At 36.6% G+C, this 16,256-nt stretch carries 16 protein-coding genes; 10 read left to right on the forward strand and 6 right to left on the reverse strand.

The window, feature by feature from the left end:
* Positions 1-272: 272 nt before the first annotated feature.
* The 4 genes from B0I22_RS15660 (at position 273) to B0I22_RS15675 (ending at position 3,448) form a co-directional block, all read left to right on the forward strand.
* Positions 273-503, forward strand: a complete 231-nt coding sequence (locus tag B0I22_RS15660; protein WP_133946453.1) for a hypothetical protein — start codon at positions 273-275, stop codon at positions 501-503.
* A gap of 170 nt (positions 504-673) precedes the next feature.
* Entirely contained in the window at positions 674-1,495 is an 822-nt protein-coding gene (locus tag B0I22_RS15665; RefSeq protein ID WP_133946455.1) for a hypothetical protein, read from the forward strand.
* A 149-nt stretch (positions 1,496-1,644) separates the two neighbouring features.
* Complete coding sequence (locus B0I22_RS15670; protein WP_133946457.1) at positions 1,645-2,469, forward strand: CvfB family protein; 825 nt, start codon at positions 1,645-1,647, stop codon at positions 2,467-2,469.
* Positions 2,470-2,545: 76 nt separating this feature from the next.
* Complete coding sequence (locus tag B0I22_RS15675) at positions 2,546-3,448, forward strand: TIGR01777 family oxidoreductase (RefSeq protein WP_133946459.1); 903 nt, start codon at positions 2,546-2,548, stop codon at positions 3,446-3,448.
* A 3-nt stretch (positions 3,449-3,451) separates the two neighbouring features.
* Here the strand turns inward: B0I22_RS15675 and B0I22_RS15680 are convergent, their stop codons facing one another.
* From B0I22_RS15680 to B0I22_RS15705, 6 genes are all read right to left on the reverse strand, one after another.
* Entirely contained in the window at positions 3,452-3,988 is a 537-nt protein-coding gene (locus B0I22_RS15680; protein WP_133946460.1) for a biliverdin-producing heme oxygenase, read from the reverse strand.
* On the reverse strand, positions 3,969-6,173 hold the full coding sequence (locus tag B0I22_RS15685; RefSeq protein ID WP_133946461.1) for an ATP-binding protein: 2,205 nt from the start codon (positions 6,171-6,173) through the stop codon (positions 3,969-3,971). Before B0I22_RS15685 ends, B0I22_RS15680 begins: the two co-directional genes overlap by 20 nt.
* A gap of 178 nt (positions 6,174-6,351) precedes the next feature.
* Complete coding sequence (locus tag B0I22_RS15690) at positions 6,352-7,593, reverse strand: DUF1015 domain-containing protein (protein ID WP_133946463.1); 1,242 nt, start codon at positions 7,591-7,593, stop codon at positions 6,352-6,354.
* 2 nt (positions 7,594-7,595) lie between these two features.
* On the reverse strand, positions 7,596-8,552 hold the full coding sequence (locus B0I22_RS15695; protein ID WP_133946464.1) for a D-2-hydroxyacid dehydrogenase: 957 nt from the start codon (positions 8,550-8,552) through the stop codon (positions 7,596-7,598).
* A gap of 251 nt (positions 8,553-8,803) precedes the next feature.
* Positions 8,804-9,859 (reverse strand): 3-phosphoserine/phosphohydroxythreonine transaminase, encoded by a 1,056-nt coding sequence (gene serC / locus B0I22_RS15700; protein ID WP_133946466.1) that lies wholly within the window; start codon positions 9,857-9,859, stop codon positions 8,804-8,806.
* Between the two features lie 142 nt (positions 9,860-10,001).
* Complete coding sequence (locus B0I22_RS15705; RefSeq protein WP_133946467.1) at positions 10,002-10,352, reverse strand: 4Fe-4S binding protein; 351 nt, start codon at positions 10,350-10,352, stop codon at positions 10,002-10,004.
* Positions 10,353-10,401: 49 nt separating this feature from the next.
* Here B0I22_RS15705 and B0I22_RS15710 point away from each other — a divergent pair, with 49 nt between their 5' ends.
* The 6 genes from B0I22_RS15710 to dnaJ all read left to right on the forward strand — a co-directional run bounded on the left by B0I22_RS15710 (position 10,402) and on the right by dnaJ (position 16,236).
* Positions 10,402-11,436: an acyl-CoA reductase gene (locus B0I22_RS15710; protein ID WP_133946469.1), complete on the forward strand. Its 1,035-nt coding sequence runs from the start codon at positions 10,402-10,404 to the stop codon at positions 11,434-11,436.
* Positions 11,437-11,454: 18 nt separating this feature from the next.
* Positions 11,455-11,850, forward strand: a complete 396-nt coding sequence (locus B0I22_RS15715; protein WP_133946471.1) for a hypothetical protein — start codon at positions 11,455-11,457, stop codon at positions 11,848-11,850.
* A 197-nt stretch (positions 11,851-12,047) separates the two neighbouring features.
* Positions 12,048-13,856 (forward strand): Ig-like domain-containing protein, encoded by a 1,809-nt coding sequence (locus B0I22_RS15720; RefSeq protein ID WP_166668254.1) that lies wholly within the window; start codon positions 12,048-12,050, stop codon positions 13,854-13,856.
* A 12-nt stretch (positions 13,857-13,868) separates the two neighbouring features.
* Positions 13,869-14,408, forward strand: a complete 540-nt coding sequence (locus B0I22_RS15725; RefSeq protein ID WP_133946474.1) for a hypothetical protein — start codon at positions 13,869-13,871, stop codon at positions 14,406-14,408.
* Positions 14,409-14,507: 99 nt separating this feature from the next.
* Positions 14,508-15,047, forward strand: a complete 540-nt coding sequence (locus B0I22_RS15730) for a nucleotide exchange factor GrpE (protein WP_133946604.1) — start codon at positions 14,508-14,510, stop codon at positions 15,045-15,047.
* A 67-nt stretch (positions 15,048-15,114) separates the two neighbouring features.
* On the forward strand, positions 15,115-16,236 hold the full coding sequence (gene dnaJ / locus B0I22_RS15735; protein WP_133946476.1) for a molecular chaperone DnaJ: 1,122 nt from the start codon (positions 15,115-15,117) through the stop codon (positions 16,234-16,236).
* The last annotated feature ends 20 nt before the right edge of the window (positions 16,237-16,256 follow it).

Consider the following 16,256-nt stretch of genomic DNA (forward strand, 5'->3'; position numbering starts at 1 on the left):
TTTGTGTGAGCAAAAATACGGAAATCTTACGTATGATTGATAATAATTTAATCATAATCCTATATGGGTTACGATAACTTAAATTAACCACTAAATAATTGAATGCCATTGGTTTAAACATGTGTTAATTTATGAATTAGGACGTCATTATTTCGTAATCAAGACTATGATAGTTTTCATTACCGATTTTTTGAACCTAATTTTGTCACAGAAAATGAGAATAGATATTTTCTTTCTTAACTAACATTATTTACGATAACAATTTACAATTTATGAAAAAAATCTTGACAGTCTTAGCTATTACATTTGTGTCTTTCAATTTTATCTCTTGTCGCCAGGACAGTATAGAAGCAGATGTTGATTCAGCGGTTCAACAAAGACCAATTAGCTCAAACAAAGTGGCAGATAGCATTAGTTCTGACAGTGTAAAAACAAATAATCTTGCAAGTAAACCTGGCGGAGATCCAGAAAAAGATCCCCCAAGAGATACAACAAATTGGTAGTCAATTACTAAAAAATAAACATTCATCCTAAGCATTATGTTTCTCTGCCTCAATTTTTTTTAAGATTGGGGCAGATTTCTAAAAAGATCACTCAAAAAGGTATTAATCAATCTTTTGCAACCCGAAATAAGAATCCCGAATTTTTTTTACCTCGAAATTTTTTATAATTCATGAAGAAAATATATACTTCTATTTTTGCTTTGGTTTTAATTTCCATTAAATCACAAGTAGGGATTAATACTTCAAAACCATTAGCCACTTTCGAAGTTCACAAATCAGCTATGCCCAATCTCGCAGAAGGGATGATTCCACCACGGATAAGCGCAGATTCTCTCCAGATGAAAGACCATCTCTACGGTCCTGCACAAAACGGCGCTATGATTTTTATAACTTCCACAAGTTCCAAAACTTCCCAGAAAACAAAACAGATCACCAGTTCTGGCTATTATGTTTATGACGCTGGAACTTCAAGCCACAATAAATCTGGCGGCGGCTGGAAAAAGATGTTCAGCGATCCAAATGCTTTCGCAATGAGCAGCACAAGTGCATTATCATCTTCAATAACTCCGTTAGAATCTTCAAAATCTAATTTCCACGCCGTAAAACTAAATGCAACAGAATCAGATCTCATCGGTTCGGAATATTTGGAAGACAATCAATATGTAGTTCCAGAAACAGGATTGTACGTTATCAATTATTATGTTTCTATGGAGAATATGAATGATGCATTGATGCAAAGACCAAGCATTGCAATTGCCAAGTCTATCGATAAAGTTGCAAAAGGTAAAATGTTGAGCACAAGGATTTTGGATGGTTTATCATCCAGTGATGCAAAGAATAATTCCATCTCATTAGTTCCGCAGGCAAGCATCAATCATATTTATAATTTGAAACAAGGTGAAAAAATAAATTTCGGATTGATAGCAAATGGCACAGATTTTTCTTCTTTGGGGAACGTTACAACAGAAATTTCAATTTATAAAATACGCTAAAAACTCATGTCAAGATTAAACAGATCAGTTCTTATAAAAGTAGAAAACATTACATTATACATTCTAAAACGTTGTTTCGGTGACAGAGTTTTCCGCAAAAAGGCAAATTAGAAAAAAAGTTTATCTACTTTTGCAGGAAATCAAATTTTATGAAGCCCGGACAAACCCAATCTCTTACCATTTCTGAAAAAATATCTTCTGGTTTTATCCTTCGGGATGAAGACGGAGAGAAAGCTTTCATCCAAAAAGTTTTTGCTGATGATTCCTGGGAAATTGGGACAGAAGTAGAGGTTTTTGTCTATCAGGAGGAAGGAAATTTCAAAGCGACAACCGAAAAAGCCAATGCAGAAATTGGAGAATTTGCGGTAATGACTTCCGTGCAAAGTTTGCCCACTGGAGCTTTTATGGATTGGGGAATCATCAAAGATCTTTTCATCCCGTACAAACAGCAGAAATCTAAAATTATTGAAGGCAAACGATATTTGGTTTATGTTTATATTGATGATGCAACTGGATTGATTACTGGTACAACCAAGTTCAAACGCAATCCTCAATACGAAGATTTGCCTCTGAGAAATGGTGACAAAGTGGATTTGATTATAATGAATGAATCCGAGTTGGGCTGGAATGTAGTCATCAATAAACAATACATCGGATTGATCTACGCTTCCGATGTTTTCAAAAAATTATACCCGCTGTCGGAAGAATCTGGCTACATCAAAACAATCCGTGAAGACGGGAAAATAGATGTTTCTCTGCAACCACAAGGTTTCGAAAATGTAGATGAATTCAAACAAAAAATCATCGACAAACTGAATGACAATTATGGACTGCTTTACCTCTCGGACAAATCTTCTCCGGAAGAGATCAAAGAGGAGTTGCTGATGAGCAAAAAGAACTTCAAAAAAGCCATCGGAAGTCTTTACAAAGACAAAGTGATTGAGATCAAAGACGATCGTATCTCATTGTTGTAAATTATCAGTTTTCAGAACTTTAACATTATTTCCCATCGCTTGGACTCGTTTTTGATTTCTGAAGTAAAATTCCTTCATGAAAAAGATTCTCATAAGTGGCGCGACAGGTTTGGTAGGGAAGAGACTTTCCAAAAAATTATTTGAAAGAGGTTATAATGTTGAGATTTTGGTTCGGTCCAAAAAACAAAACGCCGATTTCAAATCATACATCTGGGATTATGAAAATGGATATTTGGAAGAGGGCGCTTTGGAAGGTACTTTTATCTTTATTCACTTGGCAGGAGCGTCCATCAGCAAACGTTGGACAGAATCTTACAAAAAAGAAATTTACGACAGCAGGATAGATTCAGCGCAGTTTATTTATGATAAAATGCAGGAAGAAAATATCCATCCAGAAGCGGTCATTTCTTCTTCCGCTGTTGGTTTTTACGGCCAACTAACTTCAGAACATATTTTTTCAGAAGACGATTCGCCCGCGGCAGATTTCCTTGGGAATGTGTGTGAAAATTGGGAACTAAAGGCTTTGCAATTTGAAAATTTGGGAAGCAGAGTAGTGAGAATACGAACGTCAACCGTTCTTTCCGAAAAGGGAGGAGCGCTGGAGGTGCTTAAAAAACCTATTGAATTTAATGTTGGTTCTGCATTGGGAACGGGAAAACAATATTTTCCGTGGATTCATTTGGATGATCTTGTGAATATCTATCTGAAAGCCGTGGAAGATGTCTCGATGAATGGCGCTTACAACGCTTCTGCACCAGATTTTGCGACCAATGAAATCTTTACCCAGAAATTGGCTTCACACCTCGGCAAGACTTTGTTTTTGCCTAATATCCCCAACTTTTTGATTAAAACAATTTTAGGTGAGATGTCGGTCCTTGCATTGGAAGGCAGCCGCATCTCACCTAAAAAAATAATTGACTCAAAATTTTCCTTCGCTTATAACAATTTGGATAAAGCTTTGAGTGATGTGATTAATTGATATTTAAGATAATAACTGATAAGCTTTTTTAGCACCAGTTACACAGCTTTCATAGTTTTCTTCAGAGATTTTCTCATCAATGATGGATTTGAATTCCTGCCAGTACGGCCCTGTGTTTTCGCCGTAAACTCCAAAATAATTGAACTCTACACCTTCGAATTCTGGATTTTTTTTCAGTTGTTTAGCGATGACGTTTCCGCCCAGTGTAGAACCTTCCATCACGTACAATGCGCCAAAAGCTTCTGCTTCGTTTTCAAGATTTTGAATGGGCGCTTCGTTCTCTGTTGGGATGTTCAGGTTGTTTAAGTCCGTTTTTAAAGATTCAATTTTACTTCTCAAATCCAATTTCAATTCAGGATAATTTTTCAGTTGCTCCTGGATTTGTGGTTCGTAACGGTTAATTAATTTATAGTTGTGGATCAAAAGCGTTTTGTAATCGTCTAGGGTGTAGGATTTGTCAAAAATCTTTTGCGATTGGAGTTTCGCTTCTGTATCGTCGTGTTGTTGTTTGGTTTGTTCTTTAAGATATGCTGAAATCATAATCAGGTTTTTGAAATTTTAGTATAAAAGTTGTTCCCACGCCGCTTTCGCTTTCGTAACTAATGGCGCCACCCATTTTTTCCATCAAATGTTGAACGATGTTAAGGCCTACACCATTACCGTTGAAAGCTTTTGCATTGCTCATTCGGCTGAATATTTTGAACATTTTGTCCGCGTCTTTTTTGTCGATTCCAATGCCATTGTCTGTAATTTTATAAGTCACTTCATTATTGAAAACCTCACCAATGATTTTTACCGTTGGATTGCTGGATTTTGAAGAATATTTGATAGCATTACCAATCACATTCCCGAAAACCTGATACACCATTGTAGGATCGCCCAAGACTTCCGGTGTATTTTCTATAATGATTTCCGTGTGAGGCGCATCAAAACTCACTTTGGAATCTTCTGCCAATTTGTTGATGAGAAGATCGACTTCAATTTTTTTAAGCTCTATTTCAGACTTTTTGATTTTGCTCAGTTCCAAGACATTTTTTATCATATCACTCATTGTATCAACTTGATTTACAATGTTGTCCAGATATTTGTTGGTGTTGTCTTCGGGTTTTATGATTCTCTTCATCAGCTGCGCATTCAGTTTGATGACGGTGAGTGGCGTGTTGAGATCGTGAGAAATCGTGTAGGAAAAAGAATCCAATTCCTGATTCAGCTCATTCAATTGATTATTAAGATCAATGATTTGTGAGGATTTGGTGTGAGATGCTTTTAGAATGATGGATGTCAGCCATTTTGCAGACTCAATTTCTTTAATTTTCCAAGGCAACGACGTTCCTTTTACATATTCCTTCCAGACTTCAAAGGATTTCCGGGGTGAGAATTTGATGATTTCCACACCATTTTTAATTTCAGAAATGATTCCTTTTTCTGGTTTTCCGGCCCATTTTATTTTTTGACCTTGCTCTTTTCTGAGCCAAATCAACATGTCCGAAGAGTTATTCCCCAGAACGCTGATGATGATGCCACAAACAGTTTCTGGATTTTCCAATTCTTTGTCAATGTCTTTGCAAAAGGTATTAGAAATAAAAATATTCTCCTCAAAATTTTGATTGTTCTCTTTGCTCCAATGGATGATATTTTCAATATCAGAATGATTGGGAACATTTCCGGCGGTTAGGATTTCATTATTAATTTTAATGATCATGCCGTCCGCATTACAAGTGTTCATCACATCCTGAATGTTGTTTTGCAAGGCTTTCGCGAAATTTTCTTCATTCAAAAGATTTTGACGAAGCTCAATATTATGAAGATTCACACGCTGATATTCTTCCAAAGTTTCCAAAGCTTTGTAGGAGCTGAAGGTATTTGCAGAAGTTCTTGTCAACGTTTCAACCAAAAGTCGGGATTGCAGATCAAGATGTTTCGGAGCTGCATTTTGACACGCCACCAAACCCCACAATTGCCCATTGACAATGATGGAAGTACTGAAACTGGATTCTACACCTGCATTTTTAAGATATTGGCGGTGAACTGGTGAGGAAGATCTTGTGACGCTGTAAGTCAGATCAATACTGTCTTTCTCTACGCCAACAATCGGGTAGGTTTTACCAGAAACGTGAGACGTAATTCTGACGGTGTTTTTCAGATAAAGTGCTCTTGCCTGTGCGGGAATGTCAGATTCTGGATAGTGCAAATGGAGGTAGCTTTCCAAACCTGGTTTTACAGATTCTTCTATCACCTCGCCGCTGCCATCATACAGAAACTGGTAAATCATAGCCCGATCAAAATCGATGATTTCCTGTATTTCTTTGAGCAGGATTTTCCAAATATTCTCATCATTTGATTTTCTGAGAATGTTTTGAACCGCCTGATATTCTTTATTGATTTTATGATGGGGAAAAACCTTTTCTATTTCGTACAATGTAAATCCATTGTTGCTGTGAATAGAAAGTGTGTATTCCTCACCATTGAAATTGATATGTTGGATTGCAAGTTCTTGGTTGTGAGAGAAGTTTTCCCAGTTGATGTCAAGTTTTAGTTGATCAAACAGAACTTCTATTTTTTCTCCCAATACCGACTTGGGCTTCAATGAGAATAAACTTAAAACATTCTCACTGTAAAATGCGATCTCAGAGCCTTTGGTGCCAATTAAAAATCCATATTCCTGAACTTCGCCAATGATGTGGATGTGTTCCTGATCGCAGTTTATATACTCCTTAGGATACATAATTTTTTTACTGTATTTTTATGATAACTTATTCAAAAACAAAGTAAAAATATACTTATGTTAATTATGTAAATATATAAATAATAATTTTCAAATTAAATAAATAACAATAAATTAAAAACATTCTTTAACTCTATCATTTAAAATAATTTAAGCCAAAAAAGCTGGTTGGAAATAATTATTTCATGTCGTACATTATCAGTGCGGTGATGAGTTTTGGCTCAATCAATGTACATTTTGGCGGCATTTTGATTTCTTTATCAGATATTTTCAAGAGATCGTTGAAACTGATTGGGTAGATTCCGAAGCCAACTTTATATTCTCCAGAGTCCACTTTTTCTTTGATGTCGATAATTCCCTGCGTGTCCGATGTTCCTTTTAGATATGTGATTTTATCCGTGTGTTTTGCATTTTCTATCCCAAAGATTTTTTCAAAAATATACTTATCTACCAAATGGTGATCCAGGTCATTTTCATTTTTAAACTCTTCGCGGATGTTGTGTTTTACGTGCAAGCTGTAGAATTTCCCATCAAGATACATACTGATGTGGAATTTTTGCGAAGGAAAATACGGTGCTTCTCCTTTTTCATGGATTTGGAAATCCTCCTGTAATTTATCTAGTATTTCTTCTTTAGATAGACCATTCAAGTCGTTCAGAAGACGGTTGTAGTCATTAATTTTAATAGACTGGTTGGAGACTATGAAGCTGTAAACAAAGTTGTAATGCTCTGTTCCATGCGATCTTTTGTACTTATCTCTCTGTTTTTTTGCATATTCTGCAACAGATCCAATTCTATGATGTCCGTCTGCGATGTAAAAAGAATCAATCGGATCCAAAACCTCTTTGAACTGTTGAAGTTTCAGTCTGTTATCGATTCTCCAGATTTTATGTTTCACACCTTTTTCATCGGTGTAATTAATAATTGGAACGTTTTTTTGTTCGTGGTTCATCAGCAACTCTACTTTGGAATTAGCGTGATAAGTCAAAAGAACCGGTTCCGCTTGGATATTGACTTTTTCCAGATAGTGCGCCATTTTCATTCGGCGTTCTGTGATGGTGGATTCGTGTTTTTTGATTTTTCCTTCCCAGAAATCATCTACGCTCACAAGTCCCATTAGACCTCGAAAACTTGTTTTGTTTGGCAATGTCTGCTCGTAAAGATAATAGGCAGAGTCATCCTGCGTCAGTTTTTTCTCCTCCAACAACTCTTCATAATTGGACCGTATTTTTCTCAGATTTCTGTCTATATCTTTAGATTTACTCACGACAGCTGGCTTTATCATTTGAATATATGAATGGTCTAGCTGAGATTTTTTGTTGATTTCTTCCTGAGTAAAGTTATCCAAAGAATAAGTCGGGAAAATATCAACAAAATCGTGGTTAGGTCTGATTCCTTTAAAGGGTTTAAATACTGGCATATTTATATTTGGTCTTTCAGTTTAATAATTTGAATGGCGAGTTCTTCACCAATTCTATTTTGTGCGTCAATCGTGTTTCCACCAACGTGTGGAGACAATGACATTGCTGGATTCATAAGGATTTCCACTTCGGGAGCTGGCTCTTTTTCGAAAACGTCTAATGCCCCACCGGCTACTTTTCCGTCTTCGATGGCGTCTATCATAGAAACTTCATTCATTACGCCACCTCTTGCAGTGTTGACGATGAACACGCCGTCCTTCATCATTGCAAACTCATTGGTGTCAATCAGATATTGATCAGTAAAACCTGTATTGAGGCTTATAAAATCCGAGTTTTCTAAAACTTCATTTAAAGTTACGGATTTAATTTCAAAATTCAAAGATTGCCCATCATAGAAATTGATTTCTATGTTTTCAGTTTTCGGCGTTCTGTTGTAGGCTAAAATTTTCATTCCCAAAGAAATACCGATTTTAATCACTTCGATTCCGATGTTTCCCATCCCGACAACGCCGAGTGTTTTTCCGGAAAGTTCCGAAGCATTATTGAAGGATTTCTTCAGCGCATTGAAGTGTGTTTCACCTTCCAAAGGCATCAATCTATTGCTCTCGTGAAGAAATCTTGCCAACGAAAAAAAGTGGGCAAAAACCAATTCTGCAACAGATTTGCAAGAAGCTTTTGGCGTATTGATGATGTAGATTCCTTTGTCAATTGCGTATTCTACATCAATATTGTCCATCCCGATGCCTCCACGTCCAATTATTTTGAGATTTGGGCATTCGTCTATCAGGTTTTGTCTGACTTGAGTGGCACTTCTTACAAGGAGCACATCAACTTTGTTATCATTGATGAACTTGCCCAGATGTTCCGGAGAAACTCTGGCTTCTAAAACAGTAATGTCTGCTTTCTTCAGAAGTTGAATCCCCATTTCGGAGATTCCATCATTGGCTAATACAATCATTGTTTAATTCAAAAATGCTTTGGTTGTTGAGTTCCTTTGATTTGTTTGAGTTCAATTTCAAGGTGTGCTAAGATACGACTTTTTCTATTGATTAACATTAAATTAACAAAAAAACGTCCTCAAATAATTGAGAACGTTCTTATTATATTAATGAAATAAAGGCTTTAATTCAGAAAATAAAATCTGATATTTTGACTTTAAATTTTTGAATTTTAGTCTATTATCTCTGGTCTGAAAATCTATTATCTATTTTAAATACTTTTCATTACATCAACCAAAACTTGCACGCTTTCGATTGGCATTGCGTTGTAGATGCTCGCTCTATAACCGCCAACACTTCTGTGTCCATTCAGTCCGCTGATTCCTGCTGCTTTCCAAGCTTTGTCAAACGCTTCTTGTTTGGATTCATCTGTCAAAGTGAAAGTCACATTCATAAAAGAACGATCTTCTATGGCAGAAACACCTTGGAAATTTGGATTGTTGTCGATCTCGTCGTACAATAATTTTGCTTTTGCATTGTTTCTCGCTTCAGCAGCTGCGATTCCACCGTTTTCTTCTAAAAATTTCAAAGTCAAGTAAGAAGCATAAACCGCAAAAACTGGAGGCGTATTGGACATAGATTCTTTATCGATATGAACTGCATAATCCAAATACGTTGGAATCTGTCTTCCTGTTTTTCCAAGAATCGATTTTTTTACAACCACCAAAGTTGCGCCAGCTGGACCCATATTTTTCTGAGCACCTGCATAGATCAAATCAAACTGAGAGAAATCCAACTCTCTGCTGAAAATATCAGATGACATATCACAAACCAAAAGCGTATCTACTTTAGGGAATTCTTTCATTTGCGTTCCAAAAATGGTATTGTTGGATGTGCAATGGAAATAATCGTATTCTGAACCTACTTTAAATTCTTTCGGGATGTAAGAATAATTAGCTTCTTTGGAAGTTGCCACAACATCTACATTTCCAATCATCTTCGCTTCCTTGATTGCGCCAGATGCCCAAGTTCCGGTGTTGGTGTAAGCTGCTTTTCCGTCAACAGAAAGAAGGTTGTAAGGAACCATCAAAAATTGCAAACTTGCGCCACCTTGCAAATACAAAACTTCATAATCGTCGCCCAGATTCATCAATCTTTTTACGATAGCACGAGCCTCGTCCATTACTGCAACAAAATCTTTGCTTCTGTGCGAAATTTCCAAAAGTGATAATCCCGAATCATTAAAATTAAGAATTGCTTCTGAAGCTTTCTGGAAAACTTCCTGTGGTAAAATACTTGGACCTGCGCTGAAATTATGTTTTTTCATTTTCTTATTTTTTTGTCCGATGTCCGATGTTGGATGACGGAAGTTTTTAATATTATGTTTTCAGGGATTAGAATTTAATCAAATGTACAAAAGCGATTTTTCGAATTGCAATCTTCGGTCATCCAACTTCTAACTTCTGACATTACTCGTTGTGAAGGAAAGCTTTTTTTGCCAACAATTGTTCTTCGGTTTCTACGTTGTCTTCGTCTGGAACACAACAGTCAACAGGGCAAACAGCGGCACACTGAGGCTCCTCGTGGAAACCTTTGCACTCGGTACATTTGTCTGTTACAATGAAGTAATAATCGTCTTCCACAGGCTGTTGCGCTGCGTCTGCGTTTACAGAAAGACCGGAAGATAAAACCACCATTCCTTTCAGTTCTGTGCCTTCGGATGCTTTCCAATCTACTGCTCCTTCATAGATGGCGGTGTTCGGACATTCCGGTTCGCACGCGCCACAATTGATACATTCATCAGTTATCTTGATAGCCATTGCTATTTTATTTTTAATTTTGTGCAAAATTACAAAAAAAAAGCCAGCTATGCTGAACGAAAACAAAATTTCAGGACTCGAAAAATTGGGTATTTTCATTAATGATTTTATTCAAAAAAATGAAGATCAATACAATGAAAAAGAAGAGCGATTGGCTTATCTGATGACCCGTTCTGAGATTGAAAATCCTTGGTTTACAAAAGAAAATCAACGTTATAATTTGCAACAATGGGCAAGTCTTTTCACTAAGGAAAATATCGAAAATTGGCTGTCAAAATATAAGTTGGCAAATACCTCGAAAAGGGTAGGGCTGATATTAGCGGGAAATATTCCTTTGGTAGGATTTCACGATGTGATTTCTGTGGTATTGAGCAATCATATTCCGGTTATCAAATTATCTTCGAAAGATAGATTGATGTTACCTTATCTTTTGCAATTGTGGAATGAATTTTCTGACAATTCAATAGAATTTCACATCGTGGAAAAATTGGAAAACTATGATGCGGTGATTGCGACTGGAAGCAACAATACCGCGAGATATTTGGAATATTATTTCAAAAACAGTTTAAGTATCATTAGAAAAAATAGAACGTCTGTTGCTGTTTTGAAAGGCGATGAGACTGATGAAGAACTTCAGCTTTTGGCAGATGATATTTTCCGATATTTTGGATTGGGTTGCAGAAACGTGACCAAACTTTTAATCCCAAATGATATGAAATTGGACAGATTGTTTGAGAATTTTGTAAAATATCAAGATGTCATCAATCATAATAAATACGCGAATAATTACGACTACAACCGCGCAGTTTATCTCTTGAATCAAGACTTGTTTTGGGATAATAATTTTGTGATGTTAAGAGAAGATGAAAAGCTTTTCAGTCCTTTGGCTGTGGTTAATTTTTCACGCTATGAAACTTTAGACAAAGCAAAACAATTTATAGAAACCAACAAAGACGAAATTCAAACCATCGTTGCAAAAGCGGAATTAGGATTAGAATCGATTGGTTTTGGAGAAACGCAAAATCCTTCTTTGGATACTTATGCGGATAATGTGGATACGATGGCGTTTTTGAGTGTGATATAGATTAAAATCTTTAATTAAGTGAAAAAAATATTTTTTCTAATTTTTCTATTAATAATTTCTTGTTCAACTGACAAAAATTATGACTTCAAGAAAGTTTTAACTAACGAAAATAATGTCTGGATTTTCTACGAAGGAGAATATCTGAATTACAAAAGACAGAATTTTAATACAAGGTATAGGTTTTATGAAGATGGTACTTATAAAGATATTTTAACTGTTAAAGTTTTTGGATCAGGAAAATGGGAGATTAAAAATGATATGCTCAATGTAAATGCTGATTCATATAGAATACTAAATTTTAATAATGACAGTATTGTTCTACAGAATATTAATAATCATCAAATTCGTTTTTATAATGTCAAATCTGAAAGCACAAAGTCAATGTTAAGGTTTAGAGAAAATAAAATTAAATAAGAAATGATTTTTTATAAAATATTAAACAAAACGGAATCGAAAGTTTCCGTTTTTTTAATGTTATCAAGAAAATAAATACTATTTTTATAAACAATTGAAATTAATCCAGTCAATTTTTGATGGATATTATCAATTTTTTTTACAATTATATGAATAGGCTTTTTCTTCTAAGTTGTTGGTTTTTAATCTTTCCTATTGTGATTTCTTCGCAAGAGATTACATTGTCCAACAGTCAAGTGAAAGTCAAAATGGATCTCCAAAGTGGTGGTGCGATTTCTTATCTTTCCGAGGCTTCTACCAATTATAATTTGGTTAATATCCGCGACAAAGGAAGATACATTCAGCAATCGTATTACTCCGGGCAAGATCTCAATAGAATTCCGAATGGTCAGCATCCGTCTTGGTCGCCTTGGCCTTGGAATCCCATTCAGGCAGGCGATGTCTACAATCATTCGCCCCAAATTTTGGATCATTACGAAACGCCTACGGAATTGTATGTGAAAAGTATTCCGATGCTTTGGGATATGAATAATCATCCTGCCGAAAGTATATTCGAAACTTGGGTAACGGTGGAAAATAATGTTGTGCACGTCAAAAACCGAGTGACGATTAACAGAACCGATAATATCTGGACTCAAATTATTCCTAAACATCAAGAGTTGCCCGCGGTTTATACCATTGGAGATTTGAAAAACCTTTACACGTATATTGGTTCTAAGCCTTTCCACAATCAACCTTTAACAAAAATTACCAATAGCGGTCCGCCTTGGACTTATTGGAATACCTATGAAAATTGGTCCGCCCACGTTAATGATAGCAATTGGGGCGTGGGTGTATTGAGTAAAACTTGCAATCTTTTTGTAGGCGGTTTTAGCGGAAGTTTTGGCGGAGGTGCAACCAGCGTTTCCACAAGCTATATGTCACCATTGATAACCTTGGCTCTGAAAAAAAATGATGTTTTTGAGTATGAGTATGATTTGATTTTAGGAACATTGACTCAAATCCGAGATTACGTTTATGCCAATAATAAATTAGACCAAACCACCAATTGGGAATTCAACAGAGTTGATAATTTTGAAGGTTGGGAAATGGCTTCCGGCGTTTCACAATTGATTGCCAATGGAACAACTTTGGAAACCGAAATCACGGGTGAAGATCCTTTTATTTATAATCTTAATACATTAATCGATCCATTAGAATACACCCGAGTTGCGGTAAGGCTTAAAAATAATACCAATCACAATCATCTCGAATTGTTTTGGCAAAATGACAACGGAAGTCTTTCGCCTCTTCGAAGTGCTTCTCTCACGACAAGTGGCAACAACGGGAATTTTGAAGAATATATTTTTGATCTTTCCAACAATGTCAATTGGACCAACGGCGGTTTGATTTCCGGACTGAGAATAGATCCGCCCGGATATGGAGTAGTGCCACAGTCGGTAGAGATAGATTATATTCGATTGCTGAATGCTACTTGCTTATCAGAAAATCCTGTCATTACCGGAGCTGAGACACTTAACAAATTATCAAATTCCAGTTATTCCGTTCCATTAAGCGGAGGAACTTGGTCATCTAGCAATACAAACATCGCAACAGTCGATAACGCTGGGAATGTTTCTACATTGTCATCAGGCGTTTTCACATTAATGTATCAATCTGCGAACGGTTGTCTGGCTTCAAAAATTATCGAAGTTTTAGATAAATGTTATCTCCCTGGGACTCCTTCTATGATTGGAAATCCAGCATTGTCATCGTCCGTCGGAATCAGTTCGCTGAATAGAAATGTGGATAATGATGATTGGGTTAAGGAAAAAAAAGGGGCGCATCTGGTTTTAGAATCTAAAACAAAAGGATTGGTCATCAGTCGAATGACGACTTTGCAAATACAAAATATTCCAGCCAATCAATTGGTTTTGGGAATGGCTGTTTTTGATACAGATATAGATTGTCTAAAAATCTATGACGGCACATCTTGGAAATGCTACAACACACCGGCTTGCCCTTAAAATCTGAACGAAATGAAAAAAATATATTTCTTAATTGGTCTAATTTCAAATCTCGTTTTGATGGCTCAGATTACGATTGGCAGAGATTCTCTTTCTTCTGAGGCCGTGCTTTTAGAATTCGGCAACGAAAACAAAGGTTTGATTTTACCTTGGGTTAATAGTATCAATGATGTTGATGCAGATTCGAACGCCGTAAATTCTAATACCAATGGTTCAAAGCCCGGAACATTCGTTTTTGACAGTTCTGATAATAGAATAAAATTAAAAAAGAACAACACTTGGATAGATTTGAGCGGAACAGATGGAACCTCGAATCAATCTAATATAATAAACAGACCAGAAAGCTTGGAAAATGGAGTCATCATCGGATCTTCATCTACGTCAGCCAGAGGGATTTTGATTATAGAATCAACCAATCAGGCAATGGTTTTGCCGACAGTTGATAATTATCTTGATATTGTAGATCCATCTCCCGGAATGATGGTTTTTGTGAAGGGAACAAAAATGTTGGCAGTTTTCAATGGAGAAGTGTGGTCTTTTTGGAAACCTTGACTTCAAATTTGTAAAATTCATTAATCCAATCTCTGCCTAATTGTCAAAAAACCACGATTGGCAAAAGAATTGAGAAATGTACTTTGTAAAATTACCATTATGGAAGAAAACAAAGATATACACGAGGAAAACCTTAATCAAGAAACGAATACAGCAGAGAATCCAGAAACGGAAAACCAGGAAAATGTGTCACAAAAACCGACGCCAGAAGAACTTTTGGCAGAAGAAAAAGACAGATACATCCGTCTTTATGCAGAATTCGAAAACTATAAAAAGAGAACTCTAAAAGAGAAAAACGATTTCTATCTGTACGCTTCTCAAGATCTGATGACCTCAATGCTTGGCGTTGTAGATGACTTCGAAAGAGCCATCAAAGAAATCTCAAAAAGTGGTAATGAATCCGAACTTAAAGGCATCGAATTGATTTATCAAAAGCTAAAAAGTAAATTGATAGACAAAGGTCTGAAAGCCATCCACGTAGAACAAGGAGATGCTTTCAACGTAGATCTGCACGAAGCTATCACATCGATTCCTTCGCCATCAGAAGATTTGAAGGGAAAGATTATCGATGTAGTGGAAACAGGATATCAGCTTCACGAGAAAGTGATCCGTTTCGCAAAAGTAGTAACAGGAAACTAAAATTTATTAATGATAAAGTTTACTGATCAAAAGGTCAATTATCATTTATCACTTATCAATAATTATTATGGCGAAGCGAGATTATTACGATATATTAGAAGTTAGCAAATCAGCTAGTGCTGACGAGATAAAGAAAGCCTACCGAAAAATGGCGATCAAATTTCACCCAGACAAAAATCCGGGTGATAAAGAAGCTGAGGAAAAATTCAAAGAAGCAGCAGAAGCTTATGAAGTTTTGAGTGACGACAACAAGAAAGCGAGATATGACCAATATGGTCACGCAGGCGTTGGCGGTGCGGCTGGTGGCGGATTTGGCGGCGGCGGATTCGGTGGTGGAATGAATATGGAAGACATCTTCAGTCAGTTCGGTGATATTTTCGGCGGTGGATTTGGTGGCGGTGGTCAGCAAAGACAACAGCAAGCGCGTGGTTCCAACCTTCGTGTTCGCATCAAACTGAACCTTGAAGAAATGATTGCTGGTACGCAGAAAACCATCAAGGTCAAAAAAATGAAGTTGGCAATAGGTGTGACTTCCAAGACTTGTCCTACTTGTGGCGGAAGTGGTGTGCAGGTAAGAATGATGAACACAATGTTCGGTCAGATGCAAACGCAAACGACTTGTGGTACTTGCCAAGGTGTTGGGAAAGTAGCGGACAAAATTCCTGCTGGAGCTAATGCACAGGGACTTGTGAAAGAAGACGAGGAGATCACAATCAACATTCCGGCTGGTGCAAGAGACGGCATCCAACTGAATGTAAGAGGAAAAGGAAACGACGCGCCACTTGGTGGAACGCCGGGCGATCTTTTGGTTGTGGTAGAAGAGGAAGTGGATAAAACCATCAAACGCGAAGGCGACAATCTTCATCAGGAATTGTATGTTTCTTTCGCAGAAGCAGCTTTGGGAACGACTAAAGAAATCAACGTGGTTGGTGGAAAAGTGAAGATCAAAGTGGATGAAGGAACACAATCTGGCAAAATTCTAAGATTAGCCGGAAAAGGTCTTCCAAACATCGAAGGTTATGGTGGAAAAGGCGATATGTTTGTTCATATCAATGTTTGGACGCCACAAAAACTGACGAAAGACCAAAAAGAATTCTTCCAAAAACAATTGGAAAACGGCGATATGAACGCCGAACCAACAGGAAAAGAAAAAACATTCTTTGAAAAAGTAAAAGATATGTTCAACTAAATATAAAGAGACTCGATTGA

Origin of the sequence: Epilithonimonas xixisoli (assembly GCF_004365655.1) — a bacterium.
GTDB classification, from domain to species: domain Bacteria; phylum Bacteroidota; class Bacteroidia; order Flavobacteriales; family Weeksellaceae; genus Epilithonimonas; species Epilithonimonas xixisoli.

What these genes read in the sequence shown, in the direction of transcription:
- B0I22_RS15660 (WP_133946453.1), top strand. Translation starts at nt 273, where the DNA reads ATGAAAAAAATCTTGACAGTCTTAGCTATTACATTTGTGTCTTTCAAT.
- B0I22_RS15665 (WP_133946455.1), top strand. Translation starts at nt 674, where the DNA reads ATGAAGAAAATATATACTTCTATTTTTGCTTTGGTTTTAATTTCCATT.
- B0I22_RS15670 (WP_133946457.1), top strand. Translation starts at nt 1,645, where the DNA reads ATGAAGCCCGGACAAACCCAATCTCTTACCATTTCTGAAAAAATATCT.
- B0I22_RS15675 (WP_133946459.1), top strand. Translation starts at nt 2,546, where the DNA reads ATGAAAAAGATTCTCATAAGTGGCGCGACAGGTTTGGTAGGGAAGAGA.
- B0I22_RS15680 (WP_133946460.1), bottom strand. Translation starts at nt 3,988, where the DNA reads ATGATTTCAGCATATCTTAAAGAACAAACCAAACAACAACACGACGAT.
- B0I22_RS15685 (WP_133946461.1), bottom strand. Translation starts at nt 6,173, where the DNA reads ATGTATCCTAAGGAGTATATAAACTGCGATCAGGAACACATCCACATC.
- B0I22_RS15690 (WP_133946463.1), bottom strand. Translation starts at nt 7,593, where the DNA reads ATGCCAGTATTTAAACCCTTTAAAGGAATCAGACCTAACCACGATTTT.
- B0I22_RS15695 (WP_133946464.1), bottom strand. Translation starts at nt 8,552, where the DNA reads ATGATTGTATTAGCCAATGATGGAATCTCCGAAATGGGGATTCAACTT.
- serC (WP_133946466.1), bottom strand. Translation starts at nt 9,859, where the DNA reads ATGAAAAAACATAATTTCAGCGCAGGTCCAAGTATTTTACCACAGGAA.
- B0I22_RS15705 (WP_133946467.1), bottom strand. Translation starts at nt 10,352, where the DNA reads ATGGCTATCAAGATAACTGATGAATGTATCAATTGTGGCGCGTGCGAA.
- B0I22_RS15710 (WP_133946469.1), top strand. Translation starts at nt 10,402, where the DNA reads ATGCTGAACGAAAACAAAATTTCAGGACTCGAAAAATTGGGTATTTTC.
- B0I22_RS15725 (WP_133946474.1), top strand. Translation starts at nt 13,869, where the DNA reads ATGAAAAAAATATATTTCTTAATTGGTCTAATTTCAAATCTCGTTTTG.
- B0I22_RS15730 (WP_133946604.1), top strand. Translation starts at nt 14,508, where the DNA reads ATGGAAGAAAACAAAGATATACACGAGGAAAACCTTAATCAAGAAACG.
- dnaJ (WP_133946476.1), top strand. Translation starts at nt 15,115, where the DNA reads ATGGCGAAGCGAGATTATTACGATATATTAGAAGTTAGCAAATCAGCT.